We start from the raw sequence: 25,062 nt of genomic DNA on the forward strand, positions 1-25,062 counted from the left end.
TGCGTCAGCGTTCTTCTCGGAAGTCGACGTGCCGGCCGACGACCGGGTCGTACGTGCGCAGGACCATGCGGTCGGGATCGTTCCGGCGGTTCTTGCGGGTGACGTAGGTGGTTGCGGCCTCCCCTGCTCGAACGGAGTTGAGAGCTTGGGGAACGGTCCCCGCCGTGGAGCGGAGCTTGATGATCGGGCGTAGTTCGTTGCGTGCCACGGGCGCTACTATATGGGAATGGTTTCCATTGCCGATAACGTCCGCGACGAGAGGTAGCCAACACCATGTCCGCCCACTGCCAACTGACCGGCGCCAAGCCGGGCTTCGGTAAGACCATCTCCCACTCGCACCGGCGCACCTCCCGCCGGTTCGACCCGAACATCCAGCGCAAGCGCTACTGGCTGGAGAGCGAGGGGCGTCACGTCCGGCTCACGCTCAGCACCAAGGCGATCAAGACGATCGACGCCATCGGCATCGAGGCCGCGGTGGCACGTATCCGCGCACGAGGGGTGAAGGTCTGATGGCGAAGCAGAGCAAGATCGCGAAGAATGAGCAGCGCAAGGTGATCGTCGAGCGGTACGCGGCCCGGCGTGCCGAGCTGAAGGAGATCATCCGACGGCCTTCGTCGACCGAGGACGAACGGGCCGCCGCCCAGGCCGAGTTGCGGCGGCAGCCGCGCGACGCCAGTGCGACCCGGGTGCGGAACCGGGACAGTGTGGACGGCCGGCCCCGCGGGCATCTGCGGAAGTTCGGCATGTCCCGCGTGCGCGTGCGGGAGCAGGCGCACGCCGGATTCCTCCCCGGGGTCACCAAGTCGTCCTGGTGATGTCCGGCGACCGCCCGGCGGACGGCGCCGCGGCCCTGGGGCATTGCCCAGCCCGCGGCGCCATCCCGGCCATATCCCCTGGACGGCGCACCGATGCGCGCAACATCGGGCGACCCGAGTCGCCCGTTCACGCTTATCGCCCGCACCAACTGCCCAAACATCGCCGGTGAACCGGTCATGGACCAACTGCGTGCGGCCGTCCGTACCTGCCCGTACGGAATCATGATCTCCACTGGGTGCCTGGGCGGTCTGCTGCGCTGCACCCGCGGCGGCGGACTGCGCGCCGCGGTGCAGCCGTGCGCGAAGGACCGTACGCCCAGCGGCCCCGTCATCCGCCTGGGCCCCATCGCAACCGAGGCTGACGCGGAGCTCGTCGGCGCATGACTAAGTGGCCGGCTCCGTAAAACCTGGTGGCGTGCCGGTCGAGTCTGACCAGCAGATCGTCCAGGTCGGAGGTGGTGAACTTCCAGTGGAACGGCTGTGCCGTGGCGTTGTAGCGGTCTTCGAAGGTTCGGAGCCGGTCCCTGACCTCGGTGAGGTTGGTGAAGTCGTTGGGCGAGACCACCTTGCGCTGGACGACGGAGAAGTAGGTTTCCACCTGGTTCAGCCAGGAGGCGTGCACGGGAGTAGGGACCATCGCGGCGTTCGGGAACGCTGCGGCCAGCCGGTCGGAGGCCTTCTGCCCGCGGTGGGAGGAACCGTTGTCGACGATCCAGAACACGCGTTTCGCGCTGGCGTAGGGCTCCTGGCTCATGACCTGGGTGACCAGGTTGATGAACGGAGTGATGCCGGTCTTGGGCTCGGAGCGGCCGAACAGGCGGTCGTGGTGGACGTCGTAGGCGGCGAGGTTGGCAAGGGCGCCTCCGCGTCCGTAGGTGTGGTCGACGCGCGTCGCCCTGGCCTGTCCGGGGGCGAGGGCGGGGTGGCAGCGGCACCGGGCCTGAACGAGCGTGAGAGCGGTACTCCACTTTCGGCGGGCAGCCGGCAAGCCAGCGCCTTGACCTCGGCGGCCTGCAGCGGCGTGAACGAGGCGGGGCGGCCGCAGCGTTGACGGTCTTTGAGCCCGGGCAGGCCCGCCTGGGCGAAGCGGCCACCCCAGCGGCGCACGGTGTCCAGGTGCAGCCCCGTATCCCGGGCGATGCGCGCGTTGGAGCGTCCGCGCGCGGCGTGCAGCACCACCTGCGCACGCACCCGCAGCCGGTGCTCGGTCGTGTGGCCGTAGGCCATCTTCTTCAACCGCACGCATTCGGCGGCACTCAGGGCTGTCGGACAGGCAGTGCGGACGGGCATGACGGGCGAACCGATCGGCCGAAGTGGATCACTGGCAAGCCGCAGCCTGCCCGCCCGCCGCAGAGGCGGGGCCCACACGTCGCGGCGGGCGCGGATCGGGCAGGAGGCAGCACATGTCCACACCGCTTGCGAGCCGGGGTTGAGCCGGCTGGCCGCGTCAGGCCCGGTTCACAGCGCGGCGGCCCGGCTACGTACCAGGAGGTTTTGCGTCCCCAGGCCGATCGCCAGATATGCGTAGAGAGACACGGTCCCCAGCACGCCGGCCCCGGCCACATGGTCAATCCACAGGCCTAGCCCGAGGTGCACGCCCACCGAGGCCAGCCACAGTCCCGTAGTGGCCGCTGTCCCCTTGCGCAGCACTACGCCCTGAGGGTCACGCCAGACCCGCACAGTCCGCGCTCTGACAGCGCCGAAGCCCGCCGCGACGGCCAGGCTCACCACCAGGAGGATGACGGGCAGTGCGGTCAGCGAGTGATCCTTGACGACCGACAAGACGCCTAAGGCGATCCCCGCGACACCCAGGACCCCCGGGACGATCAGCGAACCGATGCGCCGCACCGGACGGGTGCGCAGTTGCTGACGTATCACCAAGCCGACCACCACCACGAGTACGACGAAGGCGGCCTCGCCATTCACCTTGTGCACCTCAGCTCCCCCTGTGACTCTGCGCTCGGGCGGCGCAGTACCGCCCTATTGTGCGAGGGTGTCCACGGAGCCATTACAGGGGCCCCTGGCCTCAGTTGGCCGCCATGCACGTGGGTCACCGTGGCGCCTTCGCCTACGTCGACGGCGAACTGCCCGGTGGGGCTTCGCGCTCTACTTGGCCGGCAGCAAGCATTACGAGGTCACCGTCCTGCCCACCGGCAGCTCCGTCGGCACCCCCGAAGACGCCTTGGACTGCGCCTGCGGTCGCTACCTCGCCGCCCCGGCATCTGCGGCTAACACACATGGCCGACTCCACAGTCAACCCCCGGAGGATTTACGGAGCGGACCACTCAGGTTCTGGGGACGACCGATCGCTGTGGGAGGTTGGGTGGCGAGCGAAGAGGTCCGTACGTACAACGAGGCGGTCGACGATGCGGAGGCCGCGTCCCTGGGCCGGGCCCGCATGGCCGACGGCAGACGCATCGAGCTGAGCGTGGAGGGGCTGGCGCGGCTGGTGGGCGCCGAAGCCACGGGCGAGCGTGGCACGGGCCGGCATGGTGAAGCCGATGCCGTCTAACGACGAGGCGGGCGCACCTCGTTGCATGTTCCGGCACTCGCGGTGTGGCCGGCGTTCTGAGAATCGGTGGGCGGCACTGGCGCCGGCGTGGACGAACGTGCGCGTGTTGGCTTGGCGCGCACGGCCGCAGAGCGGTCCAGGGACCGTGTGAGTCCTTGGGCAAGGGGCCCTTCGGGAGAGGCGTCGATGACGGAGCGGATGGCGTGAAGGCGGGCGTGGTTCGCAGCGTGGGCTTGCCGCAGCTCGGCCGATGAGGAGCCGAGCTGCTGGAGATCGTGGTGGAGCGGGACGTGGCCCTTGCGGGTGAGGCTGTGTATCCGTTCCCGACGCACGGCGACGTCGCTGTCGTCGATGACGAGCGCCGTGCGGATCCGTAGCACTGCTACCAGTGCCGGGTCGTGGGCGCTGCCCTCGCGCAGGTAGTCGTACAGCTCGTCCACGGGGTGTCCCCAGGCGGCCCTGATCATGGCATCAGCGGCGGTGAGGTCGGATGTGTCAGGCACGGATGGCTCCCGAATTCTGTGGTGACGGATGGCTGATCAGCGAGATCGACGGTGGCTGTCCTCGCCCGGACGGGGTGTGGAGGCGCGCGGGGAAGCTGCGGTTGGCGTAGCCGGGCGGCGACGGAGGTCATCGGCGGCGGGAGGCATGTGTCGGCAGTGCGACGCCCGGCCCGCTGGCGGCTATCGCCGGCGCCGGGGCTCGGCTGAGGGCGCGGACCACACCGGCACGCGTTAGTGAGCCTGTCAGGAGGTGAGGAGGGAGATGCCCTCTCCGAGCAGTTTCAGCCCGAGGACGAAGAACAGGGCCGCCATCACGGCGACGTTGTGCTGGGCTGCCCAGTCTTTCCAGTTGCCGAGCGTGGTCTTGGCTCGCTCTCCTCCGAGCAGGAAGACTCCCAGTGGGGCCAGCAGGCCGAGGGTGGCGATCAGGACGAAGATTGCCAGTGATGCGATCTGCTGCCCGACCGGCAGTCCGGCTGAGCCGATCGCGGCGCCCGCGGCGATGGTCAGCGGGGCGTTCTTGGCGTTGAGCGCGGCCAGGGCCAGTCCGAGTGCGAAGACCTTGACCGGCGTGAGGCGGTCGATCGCGCCCATCCACTTCGGCAGCTGGGCCTGCGAGGGATCCTTCGGGCGCCGGTGCCACAGCCGGGCGCCGAAGAGGACGAGGAACACGCCCAGAGCGAGCTTGAGTACTCCCACCCAGGTGGCCGGGTGGTTGTGGGCGGAGGCACCTGCGGGGGAAGCGATCGCCAGCATCACCGCGCCCAGTGCCGCGAGTCCCAGGATCCAGCCGACGGTGAAGAGGACTCCGTTGAGGCGTCCCCGAGGCGTGGCGAGTATGAGGATGATGGCGATGATCGGGAGCGGGCTGATCGCGACGCCGGCGGCAAGACCCAGTACGTCACCGAGAACTCTGCCCATGATTGCCTCCAGGTGGGGGTCGTAGCGGCCTTGGAGTTGAGCGACGCTTTACGGGAGCGGGTGACCCGACCGCCTGAACGCGGAGCCGTGGGACTGTAGTGGACGCTTCCGGGACGTGTGAGAAAGGGCCCCGGAACCGGGTCCGCAGCCTCTCCGGAAGCAGTCCATCTGGACGGCGATCCTCAGCGGTCGGCACCGTCCCGCAGCTCGGTCGGGTGTTCCGGACTGCTGAGCGTCTCGTCGCCCCATCCGGCTCACGGGGCAGACGGAGCGGCGCCGGGGGTACGTGGTCGGCTCCATGAGCGCTGACGCTGGGCGCCGCTGCCCCGCTCGGCGAGCCGGCGCAGGAACCCCACGGCCAGGTCGAGGTCCCCGTACTCCTCCAAAGCGGGGCGGACATGCTCGACGAGCCGGGCGGCCTGCACGGAGCAGGGCAGGATCCGGCCCGTCAACGCGTCGACCCCCTTGCCGGGCCATCCATCGCGCGCGGCCCGCCAATAGGCGGCGTGCACCAGCTCGCCGCAGGTCTGGGGGCCGGGACAGCCGCGGTGTACCAGCGCACCGGCCGTCACCACGAGCGCCCGGATCAGCACCGCCAGGGCGACGGTGTCCGCCACGTCCACCGATACATCCATGACCCGGATTTCCAGGGTGGGTAGCCGGGGGTTGGGCCGAACGTCCCAGAAGGGGATGCGGGCATCCAGCATTGCCTCGGTCTCTTCCAGGGCGGCGGTCAGCCGCTCGTAGTGATCCAGGGATTCGACGTACGGCGGCGCGCCCAGGGCCGGAAACCGGGCCCTGATGACGGTGCGCCAGCTCGCATACCCCATGTCACGTCCATCGAGGAAAGGCGAGTTGGCGCTCATCGCCACGAGCAGCGGCAGCCAGGGCCGCAGGTGGTTGCCGACCAGCACCGCCAGCTCACGGTCAGGTACGTGCACATGAACGTGGGCGGCGCAGATGGCGAATCCGTCGAGCAGCGCCCCGAACTGGTCCAGGCCGGCCCGGTAGCGCGGATGGTCCCCCACGACGGCCGGGCCCTCGCCAAGGATGACCGGTGTACCGGAAGCACAGATCCCGAGCCCTTCGGCCCGCGCGGCCGCTACGGCGGCTCCACGGACGGCGATCAGTTGGTCGTACAGTTCGGCGCCATCCCGGCAGGGCGGCGTTTTCACCTCGACCTGACATTCATCGAATTCACCGGAGACGAGGTCACCCACGGCCGCTCGGGCACGCGCCACCACCTGGCTGCCCAGCGATGCCACCGCCCGGCTACCCGGATCAACGAGAAAGAACTCCTCCTCCACACCCAGCGACGGGGCCGCCGGGTGCCCCGCGGGCCCCGGGCCGGGCCATGGCCCGCTGGTCATCGTCCCTCCGGAGCCCGTTGGCTCTCGCCAACCGTCCCCGGCCAGCGGCCGTCGGGAGGAAGGGGATAGGTACACGTCAAGCGGGCCCGCCGGCTCCAGCTCTCGCCCGCTGCGGTCCCGAATCCGGTCAGACTCCTGGGTGAGAGGGGCGGACCGCAGGGCAGACGCTCGCCTCTGTGGCCAGCCACGGCCGACAAGCTGAGCTTTGTGATCACCGCAGGGCTTCCCGTCGTCAGCGGCCGACGGCCTTGCGCAGCTCGTCCTTGTTCATGGTTGAGCGGCCTTCGATGTGCTTCTTCTTGGCCTCTTCGTAGAGCTGGTCCTTGGTCGGTCCCTGCGGGCCGTGATGGGAGCGTTCGCCGCCCCGCTGGGGTGCGGACTTCGGGTCCTTTGTGGAGGTCTTGCTGGCGGTCTTGGACTCGCCGGCACGGGCGCGTTCCTTGTTGACCGTCCTCGCAGCGATCTCCTTGGCACGGCTCTCGGAGACGCCGTGCTCCAGTGCGTTCTCCTTGATGTGCTCGTACTGCCGCTCACGCTTGTTACTGGCTCCTGCAGGCATGACGTCCTTCTTCGTACTCGTACGGGGTCACTGCTCCGCGCGCCGTTGCTGTCGGCTTCAGTACCAGTCCACGCCAGAAGCGCACTGGATGCCAGGCGAACAGCGGAGCGGGAGGCGGGCCGGCCGTCGGAAGCGATCGGTAGAGCGTGGCGGAGCATTCCGTCCCCGCCTCCAGCTGGTAGGTCGCCCCATAAGGAATCCGCTGCTCGCGAGGCGGACGCAGCCTGGCCCGGAGTCGTCGTCGGCCTTCTCCCGGGCGAGAAGCGCGGCAGCCTGTCCTCCCGAGCAGCTCAGTTGCCCGGTCAACCACCTATCGGGGTTCTAAGCTTGGAGGGGACCTTTTTAGGAGGTTTGCCCGATGTCAACAGGCACCCTTCTGGCGATCATCATTCCCATCGTGGTGGTACTTGCTCTGCTCACCGTCGCGATCACGCTTTTCGTTGGACGACGTCGCCGTCTGCGTGAACGCTTCGGGCCGGAGTACGAACGCACCGTTGAGGACGCCGACAGCCAGCTGGCCGGCGAGCGAGAGCTGAGATCACGCGAAAAGCGCCATGATTCTCTGGACATCAGGCCCCTGCCCAGCAGCAGCCGTGAGCGCTACAGCCGCGACTGGGTCGGAGTGCAAGAGGAGTTCGTCGACCGCCCGGAAACAGCTGTGCATGATGCGGACCGTCTGGTGACGACGCTGATGCACGAGCGTGGCTATCCGACCGAAGGCTTTGAGCAGCAGCTCAAGGATCTCTCCGTCGAGCACGGCCGCACGCTGGAGCACTATCGCGCCGCCCACGAGGTCGATGCTCTCGGTACCCAGCACAAGGCCACCACCGAGCAGCTGCGGGGCGCCATGGTGCACTACCGCGCCCTGTTCGACGAACTGCTCTCCGACGGCGGCCAGGCTCGACACGCCCCCGCCTGAACGCACACCGCCAGCCACAGCATCCAAAGGATGGGGAAATGCAACGCGACGGAGCACCTAACCCCGGCCACGAGCGGGTCCTGTCCACCGAAGATCTGGCCCAGCCCCCCGAGCCTGAGCCCCCTCCGGACGAGGAACCGCAATCATCCGCCGAAGCGCCCACTTTCCCCGGCGAGTCCACCCCCGTACAAACGGAAGCCTCAACGCCTGGTCCCGAGGCTGCAGGCGCTGTCGAGGAAGAGTCTCCGCAGCTCCTTTCCTCAGAAGACGCCGACGGGTTCCGCAGCCGCTGGCAGGAGATCCAAAGCAGGTTCGTGGATGACCCGCGCGACGCCGTGCAGGGTGCCGACGCGCTGGTCGCAGAGGTGATGCAGAGCCTTGCCAGGACATTCGCCGACCACAAGCAGGCACTGGAAGAACAGTGGAATCGCGGCGATCAAGTGGACACCGAGGGCCTTCGCATGGCACTGCGCCATTACCGGTCCTTCTTCAACCGCCTGCTCGCCGAGTAAGAGCGGTCTCTACGGCAGCGCGGCGGCGCCGCAAGCCAGCTCCAGCGACTCACCCTTGCGCCGGTCGAACGTCCCCTCCAACCAGGAACTTCCGCTCCAGCCCTCCGAGTTCCCGCTCGCCGGGCTCAGGGGCGTAGCACTCATGCTCCGCGGCAGCGACCCCGTGCAACGCCACGTACCGGTGTCACTGGAAGGGTGGCGAGTGGGGCAGCAGGCCGATGCGCCCCTAAAGGTTGTTCCGTAACTGGTGTGGCTGCTGGGGTGTTGTCTGGGCATGGGTGGGGTGATCTCAGCGGATGATCCGAAGTGGATCGAGCTGTACTCCGGGTTGGGCCAGTCGAAGTTCGATCAGCTGGTGGCGCTCGTGCGCCGTCGCGGAGGCGATGTCCAGCGTGGCCGCCCTTGGCGATTGCCGTTGGCCGACCGGGTGTTGCTCGTGGCCACGTACTGGCGCACGAACCTCACGCTGCGGCAGGTAGCGCCGTTGTTCGGGGGCTCGAAGTCCGCGGCCGACCGGATTCTGGACCATCTGGCGCCTCTGCTGGCGATCTCGCCGGCCCGACGGCCGCGCAAGGACACCGTGTACATCGTGGACGGCACCCTGGTGCCCACGAGGGATCGCAGGATCTCCGCCGCGAGCAAGAACTACCGCTACTCGACCAACCTGCAGGTCGTGATCGAGGCCAACAGCTGCCTGGTGGTGGCCATCGGTATCCCGCTGCCCGGCACCCGCAACGACTGCCGGGCGTTTGCCGAGTCCGGTGTCGACCGAGCGTGTCACGGTGCCCCGGTCATCGCCGACGGCGGCTACCAGGGCACCGGCGCACTGATCCCGCAGTATGGCACCTGCCGTCTTGCCGAGGGTGCCGAGGTCGCGGGCCGGCGGGTGCTGGTTGTGGAGGACGTGGTCACCAGTGGCGGACAGGTCGTGCTGTCGACCGCGGACTTGCGCGGTTCGGGTGCTCAGGTGGACGAGGCACTGTGTGTGATTGATCGCGAGCAAGGCGGTGCCGATGCTCTCGCGGCCTAGGACATCCGTCTGTTGTCGTTGTTGACAACCGAGGATCTGCGGGACGCTGCCTGAGGGGCGGGCGGCCAGTCCGCCGCCTCCTGGCGGTAGGGCCGCGTCCGATCACTGTCCCCGCGCCTTGGCCGGGGCGTATCTGCGCCTACCTGCGCCGTCGCGGCGTCCGACATGTGACCCCGGAGAAGAAGGGCCACAAGAACGCCCGCCTGCGCAGGGGGTCACGCGGCGGCAGCCGCCGGGCTTTGACCGCGAGCGGTACAAGAAGCGCAACACCGTGGAACGCGCCATCAATAACCCTGGGAGTCCGCCGCACTCGCCGAGCGGCCGCGTCCACCGGCCCAGCGGGCGACCGCCCGCAATGCGGCCGAGCGGCCACGGTCGGGCACGGTCCACAGCGTCTGGCCTTGGAGGCCCCAGCGTTCCAGCAGGGCGTTCGAGGCGAGGAAGCCGGAGGTCGCCGCCCGTTCCATGAGGGCCACGGGCAGCTCTGTACGGACGAGGTCGCCGGCCACCACGAGGCCGGGGTGAGGGGTCCGTACCGTCGGGCGGTCGGCGTAGCCCCCCACGGCGAACAGCGGGCAGTCCGCATGCCAGGCGTGGCGGGCATCAACGACGGCCGCGTGCCGGGTCTCCGGATAGACCTGGTGCAGCTGGTCCAGCAGGCGTTTCTGCTCCACCTCGCGGAGGGCGTCCTCGGGCCGTGCGTAGGCGTGGAGTTCGACCACTGAGCCGCCGGTGCGCGCGGCCCAGCGGGACGCCTCGCCCTCCCAGTGGTTGAGCACGCTGACGTTGTCCAGGGTGCCGTACCCGCTCGTGCCCAGGAAGCCGGGGCGGCCGGGAGCCATCGGTCGGTCCAGCCACAGCCGGGAGACCAGGAAGGCCGGCGCGGTGCGCAGTCGGGCAATTCCAGCCCGCCAGGACGCGTCGGCCAGATGTGGGGAACGAGCGACCAGGGTCCGCAGCCCGGAGGTGTCCAGCGCGAGGACCACGGCGTCGAAGCGGCGCGTTCCCGACCCGTCCGCGACGGCGAATCCGCCGTCCGGTAGTGGGTCCACCCGTTCCACGGGCGTGGCGGTGCGCAGCCGGACGCCGGACGCGGCGAGCCGGTGCGCCAGGGGATCCCACAGCGCCATGGGGAAGGGTTCGTTGGGGACGTCGAAGAGGAGCCCCTCGCTGGAGCCGAGGAAGTAGATGTGGAACATCAGGGCCATCTCCGCCGCCGAGAGGGTGTGCGGGGCGGCGAAGAAGCTGCGGGAGAACACCTCGAACGCCAGGTGCGAGGCGGCCTGCGGGAAGCGTACGGAGGCGAGGAAGTCGTGCGCGCTGACGTCGTCGAGCCGCTGATAGACACCGGGCACCCGCACGTCGAACAGCGGCAGCGCTGCGGCCGGGCTCATCCGCAGCAGTTCGCGGGCGCCGAACGTGGGGCTGAGCACGGCGAAACCCAGGGCGCTCCAGGGTGGTGTACGCGGCACCCGGCGGAAGCCGTCGTGCAGTCCGCTGCGGTGCCGTAGCGGGTAGTCGGGCAGCCCGGTGAGCATCTCCAGGGCGGGGTCCGCCCGGCGCAGCAGTTCCCGCAGGTTGTAGTACTGCCGGAAGAACGCGTGGAAGCCACGGCTCATCGTGGCGTGGGTGCCGTCGGCCAGGGTGACGGGCCAGCCGGCGAGACGTCCACCGAGGACGGTCTCGCGTTCGTAGAGGGTGACCGCGACCCCGCGCTCGGCCAGACCGGTGGCCGCGGCCAGCCCCGCGATGCCGCCGCCTGCCACGGCGACGGCCGGCGGATCTCCTGGGACGCGCGCTGCCCCCGGGCGCGGCGTCAGCGTACGTGCGTACCGGTCCCGGCCGCCCGGCGGCCCCGGGGTGGACGGCGTCCGGCTCATCGCGCACCTCCCGCGTCGGCAACGGGCCGTGAGCCGACGACGGTGTGCACGATCCCGGTCTGCCAGCCGGGCATGGGCAGCACCCGGACGTGGACGAATCCGGCCCGCCGGAGACGGTCCCGCAGGTCCGGCGCCGTGTCGAACTCCGTTACGCTGCGCCGCAGATGGCGGTAGAGTCGGCCGTCGCCGGCAACCGTGCCGGCCGGCAGCACGATGGCCTTGCACACGGCCGTCCACACCGCGCGGTGGGCGGCGCGGCCGCTGAGCGTGTACTCGTGGACGGCGAGTCTGCCGCCGGGTGCCAGCAGGGCGCGCACGGTGGCGAGCACCGCGTCCGGATCGGTGACGTTGCGCAGGAGGTACGCAGCGAGGACGGCGTCGAAGGGGCCACGCACGCCGGCCTCCGCCAGCCGCTCGACCGGGGCGTGCACGAACGTCAACCGCGGGGACCGGTGGGCGGCCCGCGCCCGTCGCAGCATGCCGGCCGACATGTCCACCCCGGTGATCTCGGCGGCGGGCAGCGTCGCGGCGAGCGCGGCGGTCGAGGCGCCGGTGCCACAGCCGAGGTCGAGGATGCGCCGCCCGGCCCCGTCGGCCGGGATGCCGAGGCGGCGTGCCGAGCGCCGCAGATGGGCGTGGTAGCCGGGGTTCAGGGCCGTCAGCCGGTCGTAGGAGCGGGCGGCGCCGTCGAAGGCGTCGGCCAGGTCGGCGCCGCGCAGCAGGGGGTCACCCGGCGTCGGCCGGCTGCCCTCGCGCTCCTGGCCGGATGACTCGTTGGACTGCGTCATGCGGGTCGTCTCCTCAACTGGCGGGGTAGTGGTCTTCGGTACGGCCGCCGTCATGGTCGGTGTCATGGCTGAGGAAAGGGGCGGCGGGGCAGCCGCGGCAATTCGGCCACGGTGCGCAGCATCGGCAGCACCGGCGTGTGTATGCCGATGGTGAGGTCTTCGTACAGCCGCGTACGCCCGTCCAGAAAGCGCAGCAGCCGCTCCGTCGGAACGCGCCGGAAGAGCCGTGGGAAGAAGTCCGCGCCCGCCACGCGGCCGGTGTCCAGGGCGCGAAGCAACACGGCGTCCATCAGCCGGAAGCGTGCCGGGTGCGGCGGCGGGGGAACCGGCGGGCGGCCTGCCCGGTACGCGGCGGCGATGGCCCGCGTCTGGCGCTGGACGGTCGCGAAGGTGTAGCCGGTGGCGGGTCGGGTCGCCCCGCCGGCGACGCCGATCCGGAAGACCGAGGGGCCGGTTCGGCGGGCGAATCGGGCGTCGGTCATCGGGATCACGCCGGTCTCCGTCGCGGTGACCTCCAGTTCGCCGAGGCCGAGGACGGCGCGCGTGTAATGGCGCAGGGCCGCGTCGTACGCATGCGGGGGCAGCACCGCCGACGAGAACTCCGTGTACTCCACCAGGGCCGTGCGTGGCCCCATGGGCAGCACATAGCCGAAGGAGAGGCCGTGCGGCGGCTGCGGGGTGCGGAAGTCCATCAGGTCCACGGTCTGCGGGGTGAACACCGGTCGTTCGGTACGCACGAACCAGCCGTGGAAGTGCTGGAGGAGGGTGCTGCGGGCGGGGGGCAGGCGGCTCGGCGGGCGGGAGTCGAACACCCAGCGGGCACGCACCCGCACCGGTCTTCCGTCGGCCGCGGGCGCCTGCACCTCGGCGCCTGCAGACAAGTCGCGGACCATGTCCACAGCGGCCTCGACGCACCTGACGGCGGGCCGGGCCGTGAGGTCGTCGCGTACGAGTGCCTCGAAGTCGTCGGAGCGGATCATCTTGTAGCGCAGCCGCCCGGTGCCGCCCACGATCGGAGCGCCGCGCCGGCCGTGGACCCGCAGCCGTTCCCAGGAGGCGGTCACCACGGATTCGTACGGGCCGTGGCCGGCTTCCCAGAAGCACCAGGTCCGCTGGGGCGGGCGGAGCGGTCCCGGCGGGGCGTCCAGGAGCACCACCGACGGCCGGGGGCCGGGGGCCGCCGGATCGGTGAGCCGGTGGGCCAGCGAGAGTCCGGCGGCGCCCGCGCCGATGATCGCGACGTCCGTGTCGAACACCCGGTTCCTCCTCCGCCAGGAGCCCGCGCGGGCACGCCGTCCGCGTCGGCGGCGCCTGCACGGGGTGCCGGGAGGCGCCCGGCCGCGGGCGGGGGCGCGCACCTCGCACACCTGCGCCATATGCGTAACTCACACTTTTTGCATCGTATTCTGCGGAGAGAAGGGAATGGATGGGACACCACGGGTCGCGAGGCTCTCGTCCGTTGCCGGGAAGGAGGGGAAAGGCCATGACGGTTCGTCGTACGACACCTGACGTCCTGGTGATCGGAGCCGGGATCGCAGGGCGCGGCGCCCGCGACCCGCTCGGCTCGGGTCTGGACGTGCGGATCGTGGAGGCGTCGGACGGGCCCGGAGGCCGGTGCGCTCCGACCGTCTCTGGAGCGGTGACGGGGACACGTTCGTGATCGACCGCGGCTTCCAGGTTTTCAACACGTCCCATCCCCAGGTCCGGCGGCGCCTGTCGCTGCGTGATCTGCGCCTGCGGCCGTTCACCCCGGACGTACTGGTCCACGCCGACCGTGGGCGGCTCCGCCTGGGCGACCCCACCCGCGCTCCACGGCGGCTCGGACTCCTGGCGGGCCCGTGTGATGCCGGCGCTGGGAGCGCGGTCGGCCCGTGACCGACGAGGGCGTACTGCTCGCCTCCGGGCGGGAACTCGGCGCGCGCCGTGGTGGTGGCGACCGGTCCGGGCCCCGCCACTACTCTGCTGCCCGCCCTGGAGATGCCGCCCTACCGCGTGGTCTCGACGTACTCACACGCATGTCGGCCCGCGCCGCTGGTCGAGATTCCAGCGTCCGCCGGCCGGGTCGGCGCCCCCCAGGAGGAAGCCGTGTCCACGTCGCACCCAGCGGTAGGGGGACTCCTGGCGCAGCCGCTCGACGCCGTGGCCGTCCGCCCACGCCCGGAAGCCCTCGTGAGGCAGCAGGAAGCCACGGGCGGGCAGGACCTTTACCCGGTCCAGCGACGAGATCAGGGCGAGCGCGGCGCGGGAGGTGGGGTGGTGGACCGTCACCAGCCGTCCGCCGAGGGCCTGGTGCACTCCTTCGCGGTAGGTGTCGGCCTGGACGTAGTGCACTCGCTCGTCCAGCTCGGTGGCGCATGGCGGAAAGCACCAGATGCGCCTTCGCGCGGTGGAATCGGCGGCGGAAGACCGGCCGGGCCTCGGTCATGACGAGGGGGCGTCGCGTCACGGGTCCGTCCTCCCCGGGAGCGGTGAAGTACGGTCCCAGTTGGTCGCCGAAGAGCCAGTGCGCCGTGCTCATGCCGCCGCAGACCGGGACCGCGGACGTCGGCGGTGCGGTGCGGTGTCGCGTTGATGCGGAGGGCGCAGTCACCGTTCCACGTCGTCCGGTTGGGTCGTCCGTGGATCGTCCTGCCATCCGCTCCTGCCTGGCCGCCGGACCGGTTCCGGTCAGATCACCACCGCATCGACCACGCCGAGGATGCGGACACGCGCCCGGCACCGGGCACGGAACGCAAAGGTGAGCGGCTTTTAATGGCTATTCTGACATTCTGTCAGTTATGTCGTTCCCTTCCGCGCACGACGCCCACGGGCAACGGCCCGCCCCGCAGACACGGGCCCCGGCACGGCCTCCGTGCTCCCCGGGCAGGCCATGACGAAAGGAACCGGGATGCCTCGCACCATGGCGCCACGGCACACCTGGTGCGGGCGGCCGTCCGATCCCCGCCCACCGGGCCCGGGCGCCGGCACCCCACTCCCGCTGCACCCGGATTCTGCGACGGTCGACGCCGATGTCCCGGGCGCGGTGCGCCGCACGCTCGACGCCGTCCTGCACCACCGCGTCGAGCAGGCGGCGGAGCTGGACGCCGGCTTCGCGCGGGAGGTCGCCGAGCGGGTCGCCCGCTTCACCCTGCACGGCGGCAAGCGGATGCGGGCGCGGTTCCTGTGGTGGGCGCTGCGCGCCTGCGGCGGCGCGGACCCAGCACAGACCGACGCGGCGCTGCGCCTGGCGGGCGGGCTGGAGCTCCTACAGACCTGTGCCCTGGCCCACGACGACGTGATGGACGGCTCCCCGCTGCGCCGCGGCCGACTGGCCCTGCACGGCGAGTTCGCCGCCCTTCACCCTGCGTCCCGCTTCCCGCGCGGCGGCGAGCCGTTCGGCCGGGCAGCGGCCATCCTCGCCGGGGACCTGGCCCTGGCCTGGGCGGACGACATCGTCGCCGAGGTCGGCCTCGGCCGGGAGACCGCCGCTCGGGTGAGGGCGATCTGGCGTGCGCTGCGCACCGAGATGGTCGCAGGACAGTACCTGGACCTGCGCGGACAGGCGACCGCCTCGCGTTCCCCGGCGCAGGCGCTGCGCACCGCCTGCCTCAAGAGCGCGCTGTACTCGGTGGAACGACCGGTGCTCCTGGGGGCCGCGCTGGCGGGGGCGGACACCGCAACCGTCCGGGCCCTGGGCTCGGCCGGGCGGTGCGCGGGCACCGCCTTCCAGCTCCATGACGACCTCCTGGGCGCCTTCGGCGATCCGCGGCGGACCGGTAAGCCCTCGGGTGACGACCTGCGGGAAGGCAAACCCACCTATCTCGTGGCCGTGGCACAACGGCGAGCCACCGAGGCCAAGGACCGCGCCGCCCTGGCCGTGCTCGACCGCTGCCTCGGCGTCGGCGACCTGCCGGACTCCGACCTCGCCGAGGTGCGGCGCGTACTGGAGGCAACCGGTGCCCGCGCCATGGTGGAGGCGAAGATCGACCGGCTGATCGCGCGCAGCGGCGGCCATCTGGCCGCCGTCGCCCTGCGTCCCCCGGGCCGACAACGTCTCCAGGAGCTGATGTCCGCGGCGGCCGGGGGCGCCCCGGCTCCGGAGGATGAGTCGGCGTCCCTGCTGGCAGGCGTCCGGTCGTACGGAGGCCCCCGGTGACCCGGACAGTGTGCGGCCGCACGGACCATGTCGTGGTGGTGGGCGCCGGGCTGTCGGGGCTGTCCGCGGCCCTCTACCTGCTCGGAGCCGGGCGCCAGGTCACCGTCGTCGAATCCGGCGCGCTGCCAGGCGGACGGGCCGGGTTGCTCGAACGCGGCGGCTATCGCATGGACACCGGCCCCACCGTACTGACCATGCCGGACCTCGCCGACGACGCCTTCGCGGCGGTCGGCGACAGCCTCTACAAACGCATCGACCTGGTCCCGCTGCACCCCGCCTACCGGGCACGCTTCGCCGACGGCAGCCACCTCGATGTGCACACCAGGGCCGAGGCGATGGAGGCCGAGATCGCACGCTTCGCCGGCCCCCGTGAGGCGGCGGGGTACCGGCGGCTGCGCGACTGGCTCCAGCGTCTCCACGCGCGGCAGATGGGCCGGTTCATCGACGCCAACTTCGACTCTCCGCTCCAGCTGCTGACCCCCGACCTGGCCCGGCTCGCCGCGCTCGGCGGCTTCGGCCGGCTCGACGCCCGCATCGGCCGCTATCTGCACGACGAGCGACTGCGCCGCATCTTCTGCTTTCAGGCCCTGTACGCGGGCGTGCCCCCGGCCCGCGCCCTCGCCGCCTACGCCGTCATCGCCTACATGGACACCGTGGCGGGCGTCTTCTTCCCCCGCGGCGGGATGCACGCTCTGCCGCGCGCCATGGCCGACGCCGCCGCCGACGCGGGCGCCGACCTGCGCTACGGACACCCCGTCACCCGGCTCGAACGCGCGGGCGGCCGGATCACCGCGGTGATCACCCCACAGGACCGCATCCCCTGCGACGCGGTGGTCCTCACCCCCGACCTGCCGGTCACCTACCGGCTGCTCGGCCGCCGCCCGTCCCGTCCCGTGCGGCTGCGCCACTCTCCCTCCGTCGTCGTGCTGCACGCGGGCACGGACCGTACCTGGCCGATCCTCGCCCACCACACGCTCACCTTCGGCGGTGCCTGGCGGCGGACCTTCGACGAACTGACCCGTACCGGCCGGCTGATGAGCGATCCGTCGCTGCTGATCACCCGGCCGACGACCACCGATCCCTCGCTGGCGCCTCCGGGACGCCATCTGCACTACATCCTGGCCCCCTGCCCCAACACCGTCGTCGGGCCCGACGCTGCCGCATGGGCCGACCTCGGCCCGCGCTACCGCGACGCCCTCCTGGCGGAGCTGGAACGGCGTGGACTGACCGGTCTCGGCGCGGCCATCGAGGAACAGTGCCTGGTGACCCCGCTCGACTGGCACGGCCAGGGACACGCCGCCGGAACGCCGCTCTCCCTCGCCCACACCCTCGCCCAGACCGGCCCGTTCCGCCCGCGCAATCTGGTCGCCGGTACGGAGAACGCCGTTCTCGCGGGGTGTGGCACGACGCCGGGCGTCGGCGTACCCACCGTGCTGCTCTCCGGAAAGCTGGCGGCGGCCCGGATCACCGGCACGCCCGCCCGCACCCGTCGGTACGCCCGCACCCGGGCGCCGGAACCGGCCGCGAAAGGCGCCCGCCCATGACCGACCGTGCCCTCGACGCCGCAGGCATCACCGATCCGACGCTGCGGGACGCCTACGCCTGCTGCCACCGGCTCGCCGCCCGCCACGGCAGGACGTACTTCCTTGCCACCCGTCTGCTGCCGGCCGACCGCCGGCCCGCGGTCCACGCACTGTACGGCTTCGCTCGCTGGGCCGACGACATCGTGGACGACCTCAGGCGCCGCACCACTCGCCAGGAGCGCGGTGAGGCGCTCGCCCGGCTCGGACAGAGCCTGGAGAGCGGACTACGGCCCGGCGGGCGAAGCGCCGAGCCGGTGGTCAGGGCGCTGGCCGACGCTGCCGCACGGTACGGGATCGATCATCGGCACTTCTTCGACTTCATGGCGGCCATGCGCAGCGACCTGGAGGTCACGGAGTACGCCACCTACGACGAACTGTGCGGCTACATGCACGGCTCGGCCGCCGTGATCGGACTCCAGATGCTGCCGGTGCTCGGCACGGTGGTGCCGCGCGAGGAGGCCGCACCGCACGCCGCCGCCCTCGGCGTGGCCTTCCAGCTCACCAACTTCCTGCGGGACGTGGGCGAAGACCTCGACCGTGGCCGCGTCTACCTGCCGATGGACCTGTTGCGGGCCCACGATGTGGACCGGGCGCTGCTGCGGTGGAGCCGGGACACTGGCCGTCGCGACCGGCGCATCACCGCCGCGCTGCGGGCCACCGAGGACCTCACGCGCGGCGTGTACCGCGCCGCGGCGCCCGGACTGCCCATGCTGGCCCCGGTGTCGCGGCCGTGTATCCGTACCGCGTTCGTGCTCTACGGCGCCATCCTCGACGCCGTCGCCGACGGTGGATACGCCGCTCTCCACCGCCGCGCCGTGGTGCCCCGGCGCCGACGGGCCGCCGTGGCGCTGGACGGTTTCGCGCGGGTGGCCGCGGCCCGGGTAGGGGCACGCGGAAACCGGTTCACCGCGTCCCCCGGCCCGCAGCCACGGCCATCGGCTCCCGCGGACGGTCCCGGCGGCGGCCGACGGGTACGGCAGGAGATCGGATGACGTCCAACGGCCCCATCCGGCGAGGGCGTTACCCGCTGCGGCTGCGCCGCCAGCCCGTCCCGTGGGAGCGCCAGCGTCCCACCTGGCGCGACGCCCGCCCGGCGCTGATCGCCAGCGTCCTGAAGCGCGCCCAGGCGCGCCCCTCGGGCAACTGGTTCGTGGTGGGCGCGAGCAGGCATCTGCGCCCTACCCGGCCCCTGGCGGGCAGCATCGCGGGGCACGAGGTGGTGGTGTGGCGTGATGCGGCCGGGCGTCCGGTGGCCGGACCGGGCGCCTGCCCGCATCTCGGGGCACCGCTGGCGGACAGCCCGGTGCACTGCGGCAAACTGGTCTGTCACTGGCACGGACTCGCCCTCGACGGCTCCGCGTTCGCCGGCTGGGAACCGCTTCCGGTCCACGACGACGGGGTGCTGGTCTGGGTGCGCCTGGATGCCGTCGGCGGAGAGCCGCCGACGGCCGCGCCGGTGCTCCCTGCCCGCCCCCGTCCGGCCTCGGCGATGGACACCGTGTTCACCAGTGTCGGCGTGTGCGAACCCGAGGACGTGGTGGCCAACCGTCTCGATCCCTGGCACGGGGCCTGGCTCCATCCGTATTCCTTCGTGGACCTGACCGTCGTCTCCGCCCCGGATCCGGAACGGCCTGCGGACGACGAGGGGTTCACCGTGGACGTCACCTTCAAGCTCACCAGGCGCCTGGTCGTACCGGTGCGCGCGGTGTTCACGGCACCCGAGCCGCGCACGGTGGTCATGCACATCACCGACGGAGAGGGACGGGGTTCCGCCGTCGAGACCCACGCCACCCCGCTCGGCCCCGACGCACTGGGCCGGCCCCGCACCGCGGTGACCGAAGCGATCGTGGCCACCTCCGACCGCCCCGGTTTCGCCTCCCTCCGCCGCGTGGCACCCGCCCTGCGCCCTCTCGTCAGGGCCACGGCCGGTCGTCTGTGGCGCGACGACCTGGCATACGCCGAACGCCACTGGCAGCTGCGTACCACCGGCCGCTCGCCGTACTGAGCGCCGCGGGGTTGTCGTAGTGGGTCTGCCAGGTGCCCGAGACGGTCTGCATCACCTGTGCACGGGAGATCCAGTCCACCTCGCCGGGCTTCACCGTCATGTTCATGGAGCTGTTCTCGGTGTGTGAGCTCGATCAGGTGTGGCTGTACGTCGCGGTGACGCTCAGGTCGATGAGGCCGGCGATCTTTCCGTCGGCGGTGACAGAGACGCCCGCGGAGTCCGTGGAACCCACCGTGTCCGCCCAGCCGATCGACTGTGTGGCATCTGAAGTGCTGTAGTTGTAGAGGGAGTTGGAGACATAACGGAAGTCGCCGAGGTATGCCGTGCCGAGCTTCGGCTCGAGCAGCGTTTGACCAGCGTTTGGGCAGCAGGCAGCGGTCTGGGTGACGGCAGCGCACGGCCGTGCCCGCCACCAGACCGCCCTGCTTGTCGAACAAGGTGAGCATGGGTACGGGGTCAACGACACCGCCGGGCCATGTCGCCGACGGGGCCGAGGCCGAAGACGGTGACCGTGCCGCCCTCCGGGATGTCGGCGTAGGCGACGGACTGCAAGGCGGTGGGCAGGACATCGGAGAGGTAGACGAACCGCTGGTCCGGCGGGCCGTGCGGCACCTTGACGGGCAGTGTGTTGCCGCAGGCACGCGCAGCAACTCGGCCTGTCCTCCCGGCCTTGTCCGTAGAGCTTGGAAAAGCCGACGAGCGCGGCGCCCATGCCCCGGTCCTTGACCTGCCTGGTTTCACACTGCGAATGGAGCCCTTGGCTGCACGTCCAGCAGGTGCCGCAAGAGACGTTGAACGAGACAATGACACGGTCACCGACCGAAAGGGCTGTTACCTCGGGGCCGAGCTCCTCGACGATTCCCATCGGCTCGTGACCGAGATGTCACCGGCATCCAGGAACGGCCCGAGCACTTCGTACAAGTGCAGGTCGGATCCGCAGATACCTGTCGAGGTGATCCGCACAATGACGTCCGTGGGGTCCTTGATTTTCGGGTCAGGAATGGTGTCGACTCGTACGTCGCGCTTCCCGTGTCAGGTCAGGGCCGTCATCATCACTCCCTGTGAATAGGTGTTCCGCTGGCCGGCGGCGATCTCGGCATGCTCGGGGGCCGCGATGTCATGATCCTTCTGCAAGATTACGGTCAGATGCTTCCGCTGCCGGGCCAGGGACTGATGACCGGTGATCCGTTTCCTATCGACAACTCTCCCGCCGGTGAGGCATTTCTTCATGTCACCGCGGTTGAACACCCACAGGACGACGGTGTGAGGATGTATCTGCCGCTGCTCGACGGCAGTGACGAGGTCGGGGTGATGGCTCTCACCATCGACAGCGTCGATGACGATGATCGCCGTTTGCTGCGTCGTCTCGCCGACCTGGTCGCTGACATGATCGTCACCAAAAATGGCTATACGGACCAGTTCTTCTTGGCGTGGCGGCGTCAATCGATGAGTGTGGCCGCCGAGATCCAGTGGTCACTCCTGCCTCCACTGACGATGGGCACACCACAGGTGTCCATCGCCGGAATCATGGAGCCCGCATACGACGTGGCCGGCGACAGTTTGGATTACGCCCTCAACGACGACCTCTTGCATTTGGCCATCATCGATGCCATGGGACATGGCTTGAACGCTCCCATGCTCGCGACCGCTGCCGTCGGGGCCTATCGCCACGCCAGACGTGCCGACGTCGGACTCGCCGGTCTTTACGCCTTTATGGACAGTGTCATCGACGAACAATTCGGCCCGGACAACTGCGTCACCGCGCAATTGATGCGCCTTGATGTAAGTACTGGCCACCTGGAGTGGGTCAACGCCGGCCATCCGGCCCCACTGCTCATCCGCGACCACCGTGTCATCACGGCGCTGGAAGGCCCGGAAACACTGCCGGTGGGGTTGGGTGGAGACACACCACAGAACAGCACCCGGCAGCTTCAGCAGGGCGACCGGTTGTTGTTCTACACGGACGGTCTCGTCGAGGAACACGTAGACAGAGGAGAGCTCTTCGGAGAGGGCGCCTGGCCGAAACTGTTGAGCGCATCGGACCGGCCAGCCGCAGCGTGCAGCACATGGTGCGAGCCCTCTCCCACGCCCTGATGCAGGAGAAGGGAACCACGAGCGATGACGCGACGCTCTTCCTGGTGGAGTGGAACGGCGGCAGTGCCGGCCATCTCGCCAAGCCCGACTTCAGCGGCTGATCTGTAGAGCACGCCTCGGAAATCCCAAGGGCACAGGGGCGCAAGAAACCCCGCACTACGTTAGGCCTTGGCATCGTCAGAGGGGTGCCCTTCGCCCACTGACGGGACTTCAGGAGGTTCGGCTGATGGCCGGGCCCCGCCATCTTGCGCGGGAGCGGCCTGCCAGGTGCGGCGCCCGGACAGCACGGTCGCGATGCCAACTACCGGGAGGCTCCGGAGTTCCAAGCATCGGTGAGCGGCATCATGTGGTCGATGTCCAGGCCCGTCGGGACTTCTGCTCGTACCGGCGCAGTGCGCCTCATTCTCACCAACGACAACCTTCTACATGTGGTGCTGCTGGGCGGGTACGCGGGCTGTCGGCGCCAGGAGCCATCAAGCTGGTCATGCTTGCGAACTGCTCCCGGTCGATCTCTCGTTGGCGATGCGCGAGGTGGACCGGCCGATCACGGGGGGCATGGCGGACCGCCTGGTCACCCCCGACAACGGCGCGACACTCTGCTCCAGCTCACCGGTGAGGGGATGTCCCCCCGACACCCCGCGGGAATCACGGCCGTCGTCGAATGCATCACCCTCTGGGCAGCGATCCGCGCCCATCGAAGCGCTCGCCGCCTTCAAGAATCCGGGCGGAGAGCACCCGCAGACGCCCCTGAGCTGCATCCGCTGGAGTGGGCCGACACTGTTGCGGACCCTCGCATCCGAAGAGCATGCCGGACAGGGGCACGGTGTGCGCATCGCTGTGCCGCAGGGGGCTCGTACAACGATCCGGTGGCCGCAGCTGTAGACCGGACAGCTTGGGCAATGCTCGGCTGTCCGCTTCGGTTTCCCCATTGCAGCGTTCATGCTTCGTTCTATCGCTGGACAGACCGTGATCTTCACGAGGAACCGCCGGGGAAGATGCGATCCCGTGGATCCGGGGGGAAGCTGGAAAAGCGGGAGGCACGACCACCTCGATGGGCATCTGGGGGAGTCGGTCCCGAGGATCGGCGGCAAGGGAATGGGCTGCGTGCCCTCTGACTAGCCTGATCCCACGAGTTACACGAGGCCATTCATGGATACCGAAACGAAAGTCACTCTGGCCGCTGCGCTCGCGGCCGGATACGCGCTGGGCCGAACCAAGAAAGGCAAGCTCGCCATCGGAGTCGCCTCGATGCTCGCCGGCAAGGGGATGCTCAGCCCGAAAGCGCTGATCGGCCAAGGGGTAAGCAAGCTGGCTGAGACTCCCCAGGCCGCACAGCTCATTGACCAGATTCGCGGTGAGGTTCTCGAGGCTGGTCGTGCAGCACTGTCCGCGACGGCCAACCGCGGTTTCGAGTCCCTCGCCGAGGTCTTGCAGAAGCGCACGAGCGCTCTACAGGAACCACCGGAAGACGAAGAGGCCGAGGAGGAAGAGGACGAAGAAGCCGAACAGCAGGATGCGGGCGAAGAGGCCGAGGAGGAAGAGGCCGACGAGGAAGAGGCCGACGAGGACGTAGAGGCCGAGGGAGAAGGGGAGAAGTCCTCCCACCGGCGACCGAGGAAGAAGGCGGCCGCGAAGCGGGCCCGCAGGGCACCGGCGAAGAAGACGGTAGCCAGGAAGGCTTCGACGAAGAAGGCCCCGGCGAAGAGAACCCCGGCGAAGAGGGCTGCGGACAGGAATGCCCCGGCGAAGAAGGCAACAGCCGGCAAGTCAACGGCAAAGAAGTCCGCTGCCAAGAAGACATCCCGCCGGACGAGCCGAAGGAGGTAGACCATGGCCAAGAAGGAGGACAACGCCGCTCCAGACAGTCCGTCCGGCCTCGACATGCTCAAAGAGCAGCTGGCCGGATTCGCCCAGGCACAGGGCCAGCGGTTGGCAGACAAAGCCGGTGACAAAATCACCGACCTCGCGCAGGGCCTGGCCGACGTGGGAGACGGAAACAGCACCTTGCTCAACGTAGGGAAGCGCGTTCTCGGCGGAGGAGAGTCGCCCATCAAGGCCTTTCTCAGCGAGAAAGCCGGAGAGCTCAAGGACAAGGCGGTAGACACCGTCAAGGGGTTCTTCGGTGGGGGCGGTAAATCCGGGGACAAGAAGGTCACCAATATAGTCGAGGTCATCGACGTCGGTTTTCCCCTGCGCACGGTCTATGACCGTTGGACTCAACTTGAGGAGTTCAGCAGCTTCACCAAGGGCGTCAAGAGCGTCTCGCAGTCGGACGAGATCGAGAGTGACTGGAAGCTCAAAGTCGCCCTCTCCAGCCGCAGTTGGAAGGCAACCGTCCAGGAGCAGGTCCCCGATGAGCGGATCGTGTGGAACTCCGAAGGAGGCAAAGGCACCACACGCGGTGCCATCAGCTTCCACGAACTGACCCCGGACCTCACGCGCATCGTAGCCGTCGTCGAATACTACCCTTCCGGATTCTTTGAGAAGACCGGCAACATCTGGCGTGCTCAAGGGCGCCGCCTGCGCCTGGACCTCAAACACTTCCAGCGGTATGTCACGCTCACCGACAACGAAGATGTCGAAGGCTGGCGCGGCGAGATCCGCGACGGGGAAGTCGTCCGAACCCACGAGGAGGGACTTGAGGACGACGAGGACCAGGACGTCGAAGACGAGGACGTCGAAGACGAGGAAGACGCCGAAGGGTTCGAGGACGAGCCCGAAGAGGATGAAGACGAAGACACGGAGTACGACGAAGAGGAGGGAGAGTACGAAGACGAAGAAGACGAAAAGTAGGGGGCGTTGCGCGAGCAGGGGTGGGTTGACGTTTCTCCCGCCGTCGTCGCAAATTCATGTCAGGCAAGATTTCGGGCAGCGCAAGGCTCTGGACAACGAGAATTCGCCTGAAGTTCTGGCGGATTTCGTTATCCAGGGGCGCCAAGTATCCTGGTGGTGGCGCCACACTCAGTCGCCGCAGTGTGGCGGATATGAGAGGCGGGTCTGCACATGACCAAGCACGAAAAATCATCCCGGCCCTCGCATGGCGAAGGGCCGAGTCGCCACAAGGGAACCAAACAGCACGGCTGGTCTCCGGATGTCGATGAGACTCGGCAACAGGATAATCCGAGCGCGCACCGCTCGTTCCACCCTGACAAGTACGCGCCCGAGCCCGGGCCTGAAAAGACCACTTCGAAAGAAGAGGTGGAAGGTGTCACGGGCGACACCGTCAAGAGTTCCTCCCGACGGGGAGAGAAGCAGGGTGGCAGGTCCAAGGAAAAGGGCATGCACGACGAAGGCCGTCGCGGCGCTTCGCAACGCCCGAGCGGCAGTAGGGACGCCAAAGCTTCCACAGGAGTCGACCCGCAGGAACCGCGCTCCGAGTAGGACTGAGAATCCCGGCCGACGCAGAACGCCTTTATGCCGGCCACAGAAGACGCAT

26 protein-coding genes and 4 pseudogenes are annotated in these 25,062 nt (G+C 69.6%); 17 read left to right on the forward strand and 13 right to left on the reverse strand.

Annotation, left to right across the window (positions count from 1 at the left end; all coding sequences use genetic code 11):
* Positions 1-4 precede the first annotated feature (4 nt).
* Entirely contained in the window at positions 5-208 is a 204-nt protein-coding gene (gene rpmG, locus DY245_RS29260) for a 50S ribosomal protein L33 (protein WP_128510229.1), read from the reverse strand.
* 65 nt (positions 209-273) lie between these two features.
* On the opposite strand from rpmG, the gene rpmB reads away from it, so the two are divergent.
* The 3 genes from rpmB (at position 274) to DY245_RS29275 (ending at position 1,199) form a co-directional block, all read left to right on the forward strand.
* Positions 274-510, forward strand: coding sequence for a 50S ribosomal protein L28 (rpmB, locus tag DY245_RS29265; RefSeq protein WP_128510230.1), 237 nt, complete (start codon positions 274-276; stop codon positions 508-510).
* Positions 510-815 (forward strand): 30S ribosomal protein S14, encoded by a 306-nt coding sequence (gene rpsN, locus DY245_RS29270; protein WP_128510231.1) that lies wholly within the window; start codon positions 510-512, stop codon positions 813-815. Before rpmB ends, rpsN begins: the two co-directional genes overlap by 1 nt.
* 93 nt (positions 816-908) lie before the next feature.
* Positions 909-1,199: a hypothetical protein gene (locus DY245_RS29275; RefSeq protein WP_128510232.1), complete on the forward strand. Its 291-nt coding sequence runs from the start codon at positions 909-911 to the stop codon at positions 1,197-1,199.
* Here the strand turns inward: DY245_RS29275 and DY245_RS29280 are convergent.
* From DY245_RS29280 to DY245_RS29285, 3 genes and pseudogenes are all read right to left on the reverse strand, one after another.
* Positions 1,144-1,803, reverse strand: coding sequence for a transposase (locus tag DY245_RS29280; protein ID WP_244943333.1), 660 nt, complete (start codon positions 1,801-1,803; stop codon positions 1,144-1,146). The genes DY245_RS29275 and DY245_RS29280 overlap by 56 nt on opposite strands.
* A 35-nt stretch (positions 1,804-1,838) precedes the next feature.
* Positions 1,839-2,105: pseudogene (locus tag DY245_RS47950) on the reverse strand (helix-turn-helix domain-containing protein); the annotation flags it as partial.
* A 168-nt stretch (positions 2,106-2,273) separates the two neighbouring features.
* Positions 2,274-2,750 (reverse strand): hypothetical protein, encoded by a 477-nt coding sequence (locus DY245_RS29285; protein WP_244943334.1) that lies wholly within the window; start codon positions 2,748-2,750, stop codon positions 2,274-2,276.
* Positions 2,751-3,138: 388 nt separating this feature from the next.
* Between DY245_RS29285 and DY245_RS44755 the strand changes: the two genes are divergently transcribed.
* Positions 3,139-3,327, forward strand: a complete 189-nt coding sequence (locus tag DY245_RS44755; protein ID WP_181923922.1) for a hypothetical protein — start codon at positions 3,139-3,141, stop codon at positions 3,325-3,327.
* Here DY245_RS44755 and DY245_RS29295 read toward each other — a convergent pair.
* From DY245_RS29295 to DY245_RS29310, 4 genes are all read right to left on the reverse strand, one after another.
* Positions 3,324-3,830, reverse strand: a complete 507-nt coding sequence (locus DY245_RS29295) for a hypothetical protein (RefSeq protein ID WP_128510233.1) — start codon at positions 3,828-3,830, stop codon at positions 3,324-3,326. The genes DY245_RS44755 and DY245_RS29295 overlap by 4 nt on opposite strands.
* A gap of 243 nt (positions 3,831-4,073) precedes the next feature.
* Positions 4,074-4,751, reverse strand: a complete 678-nt coding sequence (locus tag DY245_RS29300; protein ID WP_128510234.1) for a GAP family protein — start codon at positions 4,749-4,751, stop codon at positions 4,074-4,076.
* Between the two features lie 254 nt (positions 4,752-5,005).
* Complete coding sequence (locus DY245_RS29305) at positions 5,006-6,121, reverse strand: carboxylate-amine ligase (RefSeq protein ID WP_128510235.1); 1,116 nt, start codon at positions 6,119-6,121, stop codon at positions 5,006-5,008.
* A gap of 232 nt (positions 6,122-6,353) precedes the next feature.
* Entirely contained in the window at positions 6,354-6,680 is a 327-nt protein-coding gene (locus DY245_RS29310; RefSeq protein ID WP_128510236.1) for a plasmid stabilization protein, read from the reverse strand.
* A 358-nt stretch (positions 6,681-7,038) separates the two neighbouring features.
* On the opposite strand from DY245_RS29310, the gene DY245_RS29315 reads away from it, so the two are divergent.
* From DY245_RS29315 to DY245_RS29325, 3 genes are all read left to right on the forward strand, one after another.
* Positions 7,039-7,599, forward strand: a complete 561-nt coding sequence (locus tag DY245_RS29315) for a hypothetical protein (RefSeq protein WP_128510237.1) — start codon at positions 7,039-7,041, stop codon at positions 7,597-7,599.
* A gap of 38 nt (positions 7,600-7,637) precedes the next feature.
* Complete coding sequence (locus DY245_RS29320; RefSeq protein ID WP_128510238.1) at positions 7,638-8,111, forward strand: hypothetical protein; 474 nt, start codon at positions 7,638-7,640, stop codon at positions 8,109-8,111.
* Between the two features lie 274 nt (positions 8,112-8,385).
* Positions 8,386-9,141: a transposase family protein gene (locus DY245_RS29325; RefSeq protein ID WP_425329453.1), complete on the forward strand. Its 756-nt coding sequence runs from the start codon at positions 8,386-8,388 to the stop codon at positions 9,139-9,141.
* Between the two features lie 284 nt (positions 9,142-9,425).
* Here DY245_RS29325 and DY245_RS29335 read toward each other — a convergent pair whose 3' ends face one another.
* The 3 genes from DY245_RS29335 to DY245_RS29345 all read right to left on the reverse strand — a co-directional run bounded on the left by DY245_RS29335 (position 9,426) and on the right by DY245_RS29345 (position 13,065).
* Positions 9,426-11,021 (reverse strand): FAD-dependent oxidoreductase, encoded by a 1,596-nt coding sequence (locus tag DY245_RS29335; protein WP_181923923.1) that lies wholly within the window; start codon positions 11,019-11,021, stop codon positions 9,426-9,428.
* Complete coding sequence (locus DY245_RS29340; RefSeq protein WP_128510239.1) at positions 11,018-11,809, reverse strand: class I SAM-dependent methyltransferase; 792 nt, start codon at positions 11,807-11,809, stop codon at positions 11,018-11,020. Before DY245_RS29340 ends, DY245_RS29335 begins: the two co-directional genes overlap by 4 nt.
* A gap of 62 nt (positions 11,810-11,871) precedes the next feature.
* The gene (locus DY245_RS29345; protein WP_128510240.1) at positions 11,872-13,065 is read right to left on the reverse strand and encodes a lycopene cyclase family protein; all 1,194 of its coding nucleotides are present in this window, start codon (positions 13,063-13,065) and stop codon (positions 11,872-11,874) included.
* A gap of 358 nt (positions 13,066-13,423) precedes the next feature.
* Here DY245_RS29345 and DY245_RS29350 point away from each other — a divergent pair, with 358 nt between their 5' ends.
* Entirely contained in the window at positions 13,424-13,684 is a 261-nt protein-coding gene (locus DY245_RS29350) for a hypothetical protein (protein ID WP_128510241.1), read from the forward strand.
* A 159-nt stretch (positions 13,685-13,843) separates the two neighbouring features.
* On the opposite strand, the pseudogene DY245_RS29355 reads toward DY245_RS29350, so the two are convergent.
* A pseudogene (locus DY245_RS29355) lies at positions 13,844-14,327 on the reverse strand (cryptochrome/photolyase family protein); the annotation flags it as partial.
* A 369-nt stretch (positions 14,328-14,696) separates the two neighbouring features.
* Here DY245_RS29355 and DY245_RS29360 point away from each other — a divergent pair.
* Genes DY245_RS29360 through DY245_RS44760 form a run of 5 tightly spaced genes read left to right on the forward strand, consistent with a single transcriptional unit; the run spans position 14,697 to position 19,810 of the window.
* Positions 14,697-15,944 (forward strand): polyprenyl synthetase family protein, encoded by a 1,248-nt coding sequence (locus DY245_RS29360; RefSeq protein WP_244943335.1) that lies wholly within the window; start codon positions 14,697-14,699, stop codon positions 15,942-15,944.
* Entirely contained in the window at positions 15,941-17,488 is a 1,548-nt protein-coding gene (locus tag DY245_RS29365) for a phytoene desaturase (RefSeq protein WP_128510243.1), read from the forward strand. Before DY245_RS29360 ends, DY245_RS29365 begins: the two co-directional genes overlap by 4 nt.
* Positions 17,485-18,519 (forward strand): phytoene/squalene synthase family protein, encoded by a 1,035-nt coding sequence (locus DY245_RS29370; protein ID WP_128510244.1) that lies wholly within the window; start codon positions 17,485-17,487, stop codon positions 18,517-18,519. Before DY245_RS29365 ends, DY245_RS29370 begins: the two co-directional genes overlap by 4 nt.
* Positions 18,516-19,532, forward strand: a complete 1,017-nt coding sequence (locus DY245_RS29375; protein ID WP_181923924.1) for a Rieske (2Fe-2S) protein — start codon at positions 18,516-18,518, stop codon at positions 19,530-19,532. Before DY245_RS29370 ends, DY245_RS29375 begins: the two co-directional genes overlap by 4 nt.
* Before the next feature lie 32 nt (positions 19,533-19,564).
* Positions 19,565-19,810 (forward strand): hypothetical protein, encoded by a 246-nt coding sequence (locus DY245_RS44760; protein WP_181923925.1) that lies wholly within the window; start codon positions 19,565-19,567, stop codon positions 19,808-19,810.
* 187 nt (positions 19,811-19,997) lie between these two features.
* Here DY245_RS44760 and DY245_RS29385 read toward each other — a convergent pair.
* Positions 19,998-20,534, reverse strand: a pseudogene (locus tag DY245_RS29385) (alcohol dehydrogenase catalytic domain-containing protein); the annotation flags it as partial.
* 72 nt (positions 20,535-20,606) lie between these two features.
* Here DY245_RS29385 and DY245_RS29390 point away from each other — a divergent pair.
* The 4 genes and pseudogenes from DY245_RS29390 to DY245_RS29405 all read left to right on the forward strand — a co-directional run.
* Positions 20,607-21,727 (forward strand): annotated as a pseudogene (locus DY245_RS29390) (PP2C family protein-serine/threonine phosphatase); the annotation flags it as partial.
* Between the two features lie 1,048 nt (positions 21,728-22,775).
* The gene (locus DY245_RS44765) at positions 22,776-23,453 is read left to right on the forward strand and encodes a hypothetical protein (protein WP_181923926.1); all 678 of its coding nucleotides are present in this window, start codon (positions 22,776-22,778) and stop codon (positions 23,451-23,453) included.
* 3 nt (positions 23,454-23,456) lie between these two features.
* Positions 23,457-24,419, forward strand: coding sequence for an SRPBCC family protein (locus tag DY245_RS29400; protein ID WP_128510245.1), 963 nt, complete (start codon positions 23,457-23,459; stop codon positions 24,417-24,419).
* A gap of 210 nt (positions 24,420-24,629) precedes the next feature.
* Positions 24,630-25,007, forward strand: coding sequence for a hypothetical protein (locus DY245_RS29405; RefSeq protein ID WP_128510246.1), 378 nt, complete (start codon positions 24,630-24,632; stop codon positions 25,005-25,007).
* The last annotated feature ends 55 nt before the right edge of the window (positions 25,008-25,062 follow it).

The sequence above is a fragment of the Streptomyces inhibens genome, from assembly GCF_003389455.1.
Lineage (GTDB): Bacteria > Actinomycetota > Actinomycetes > Streptomycetales > Streptomycetaceae > Streptomyces > Streptomyces inhibens.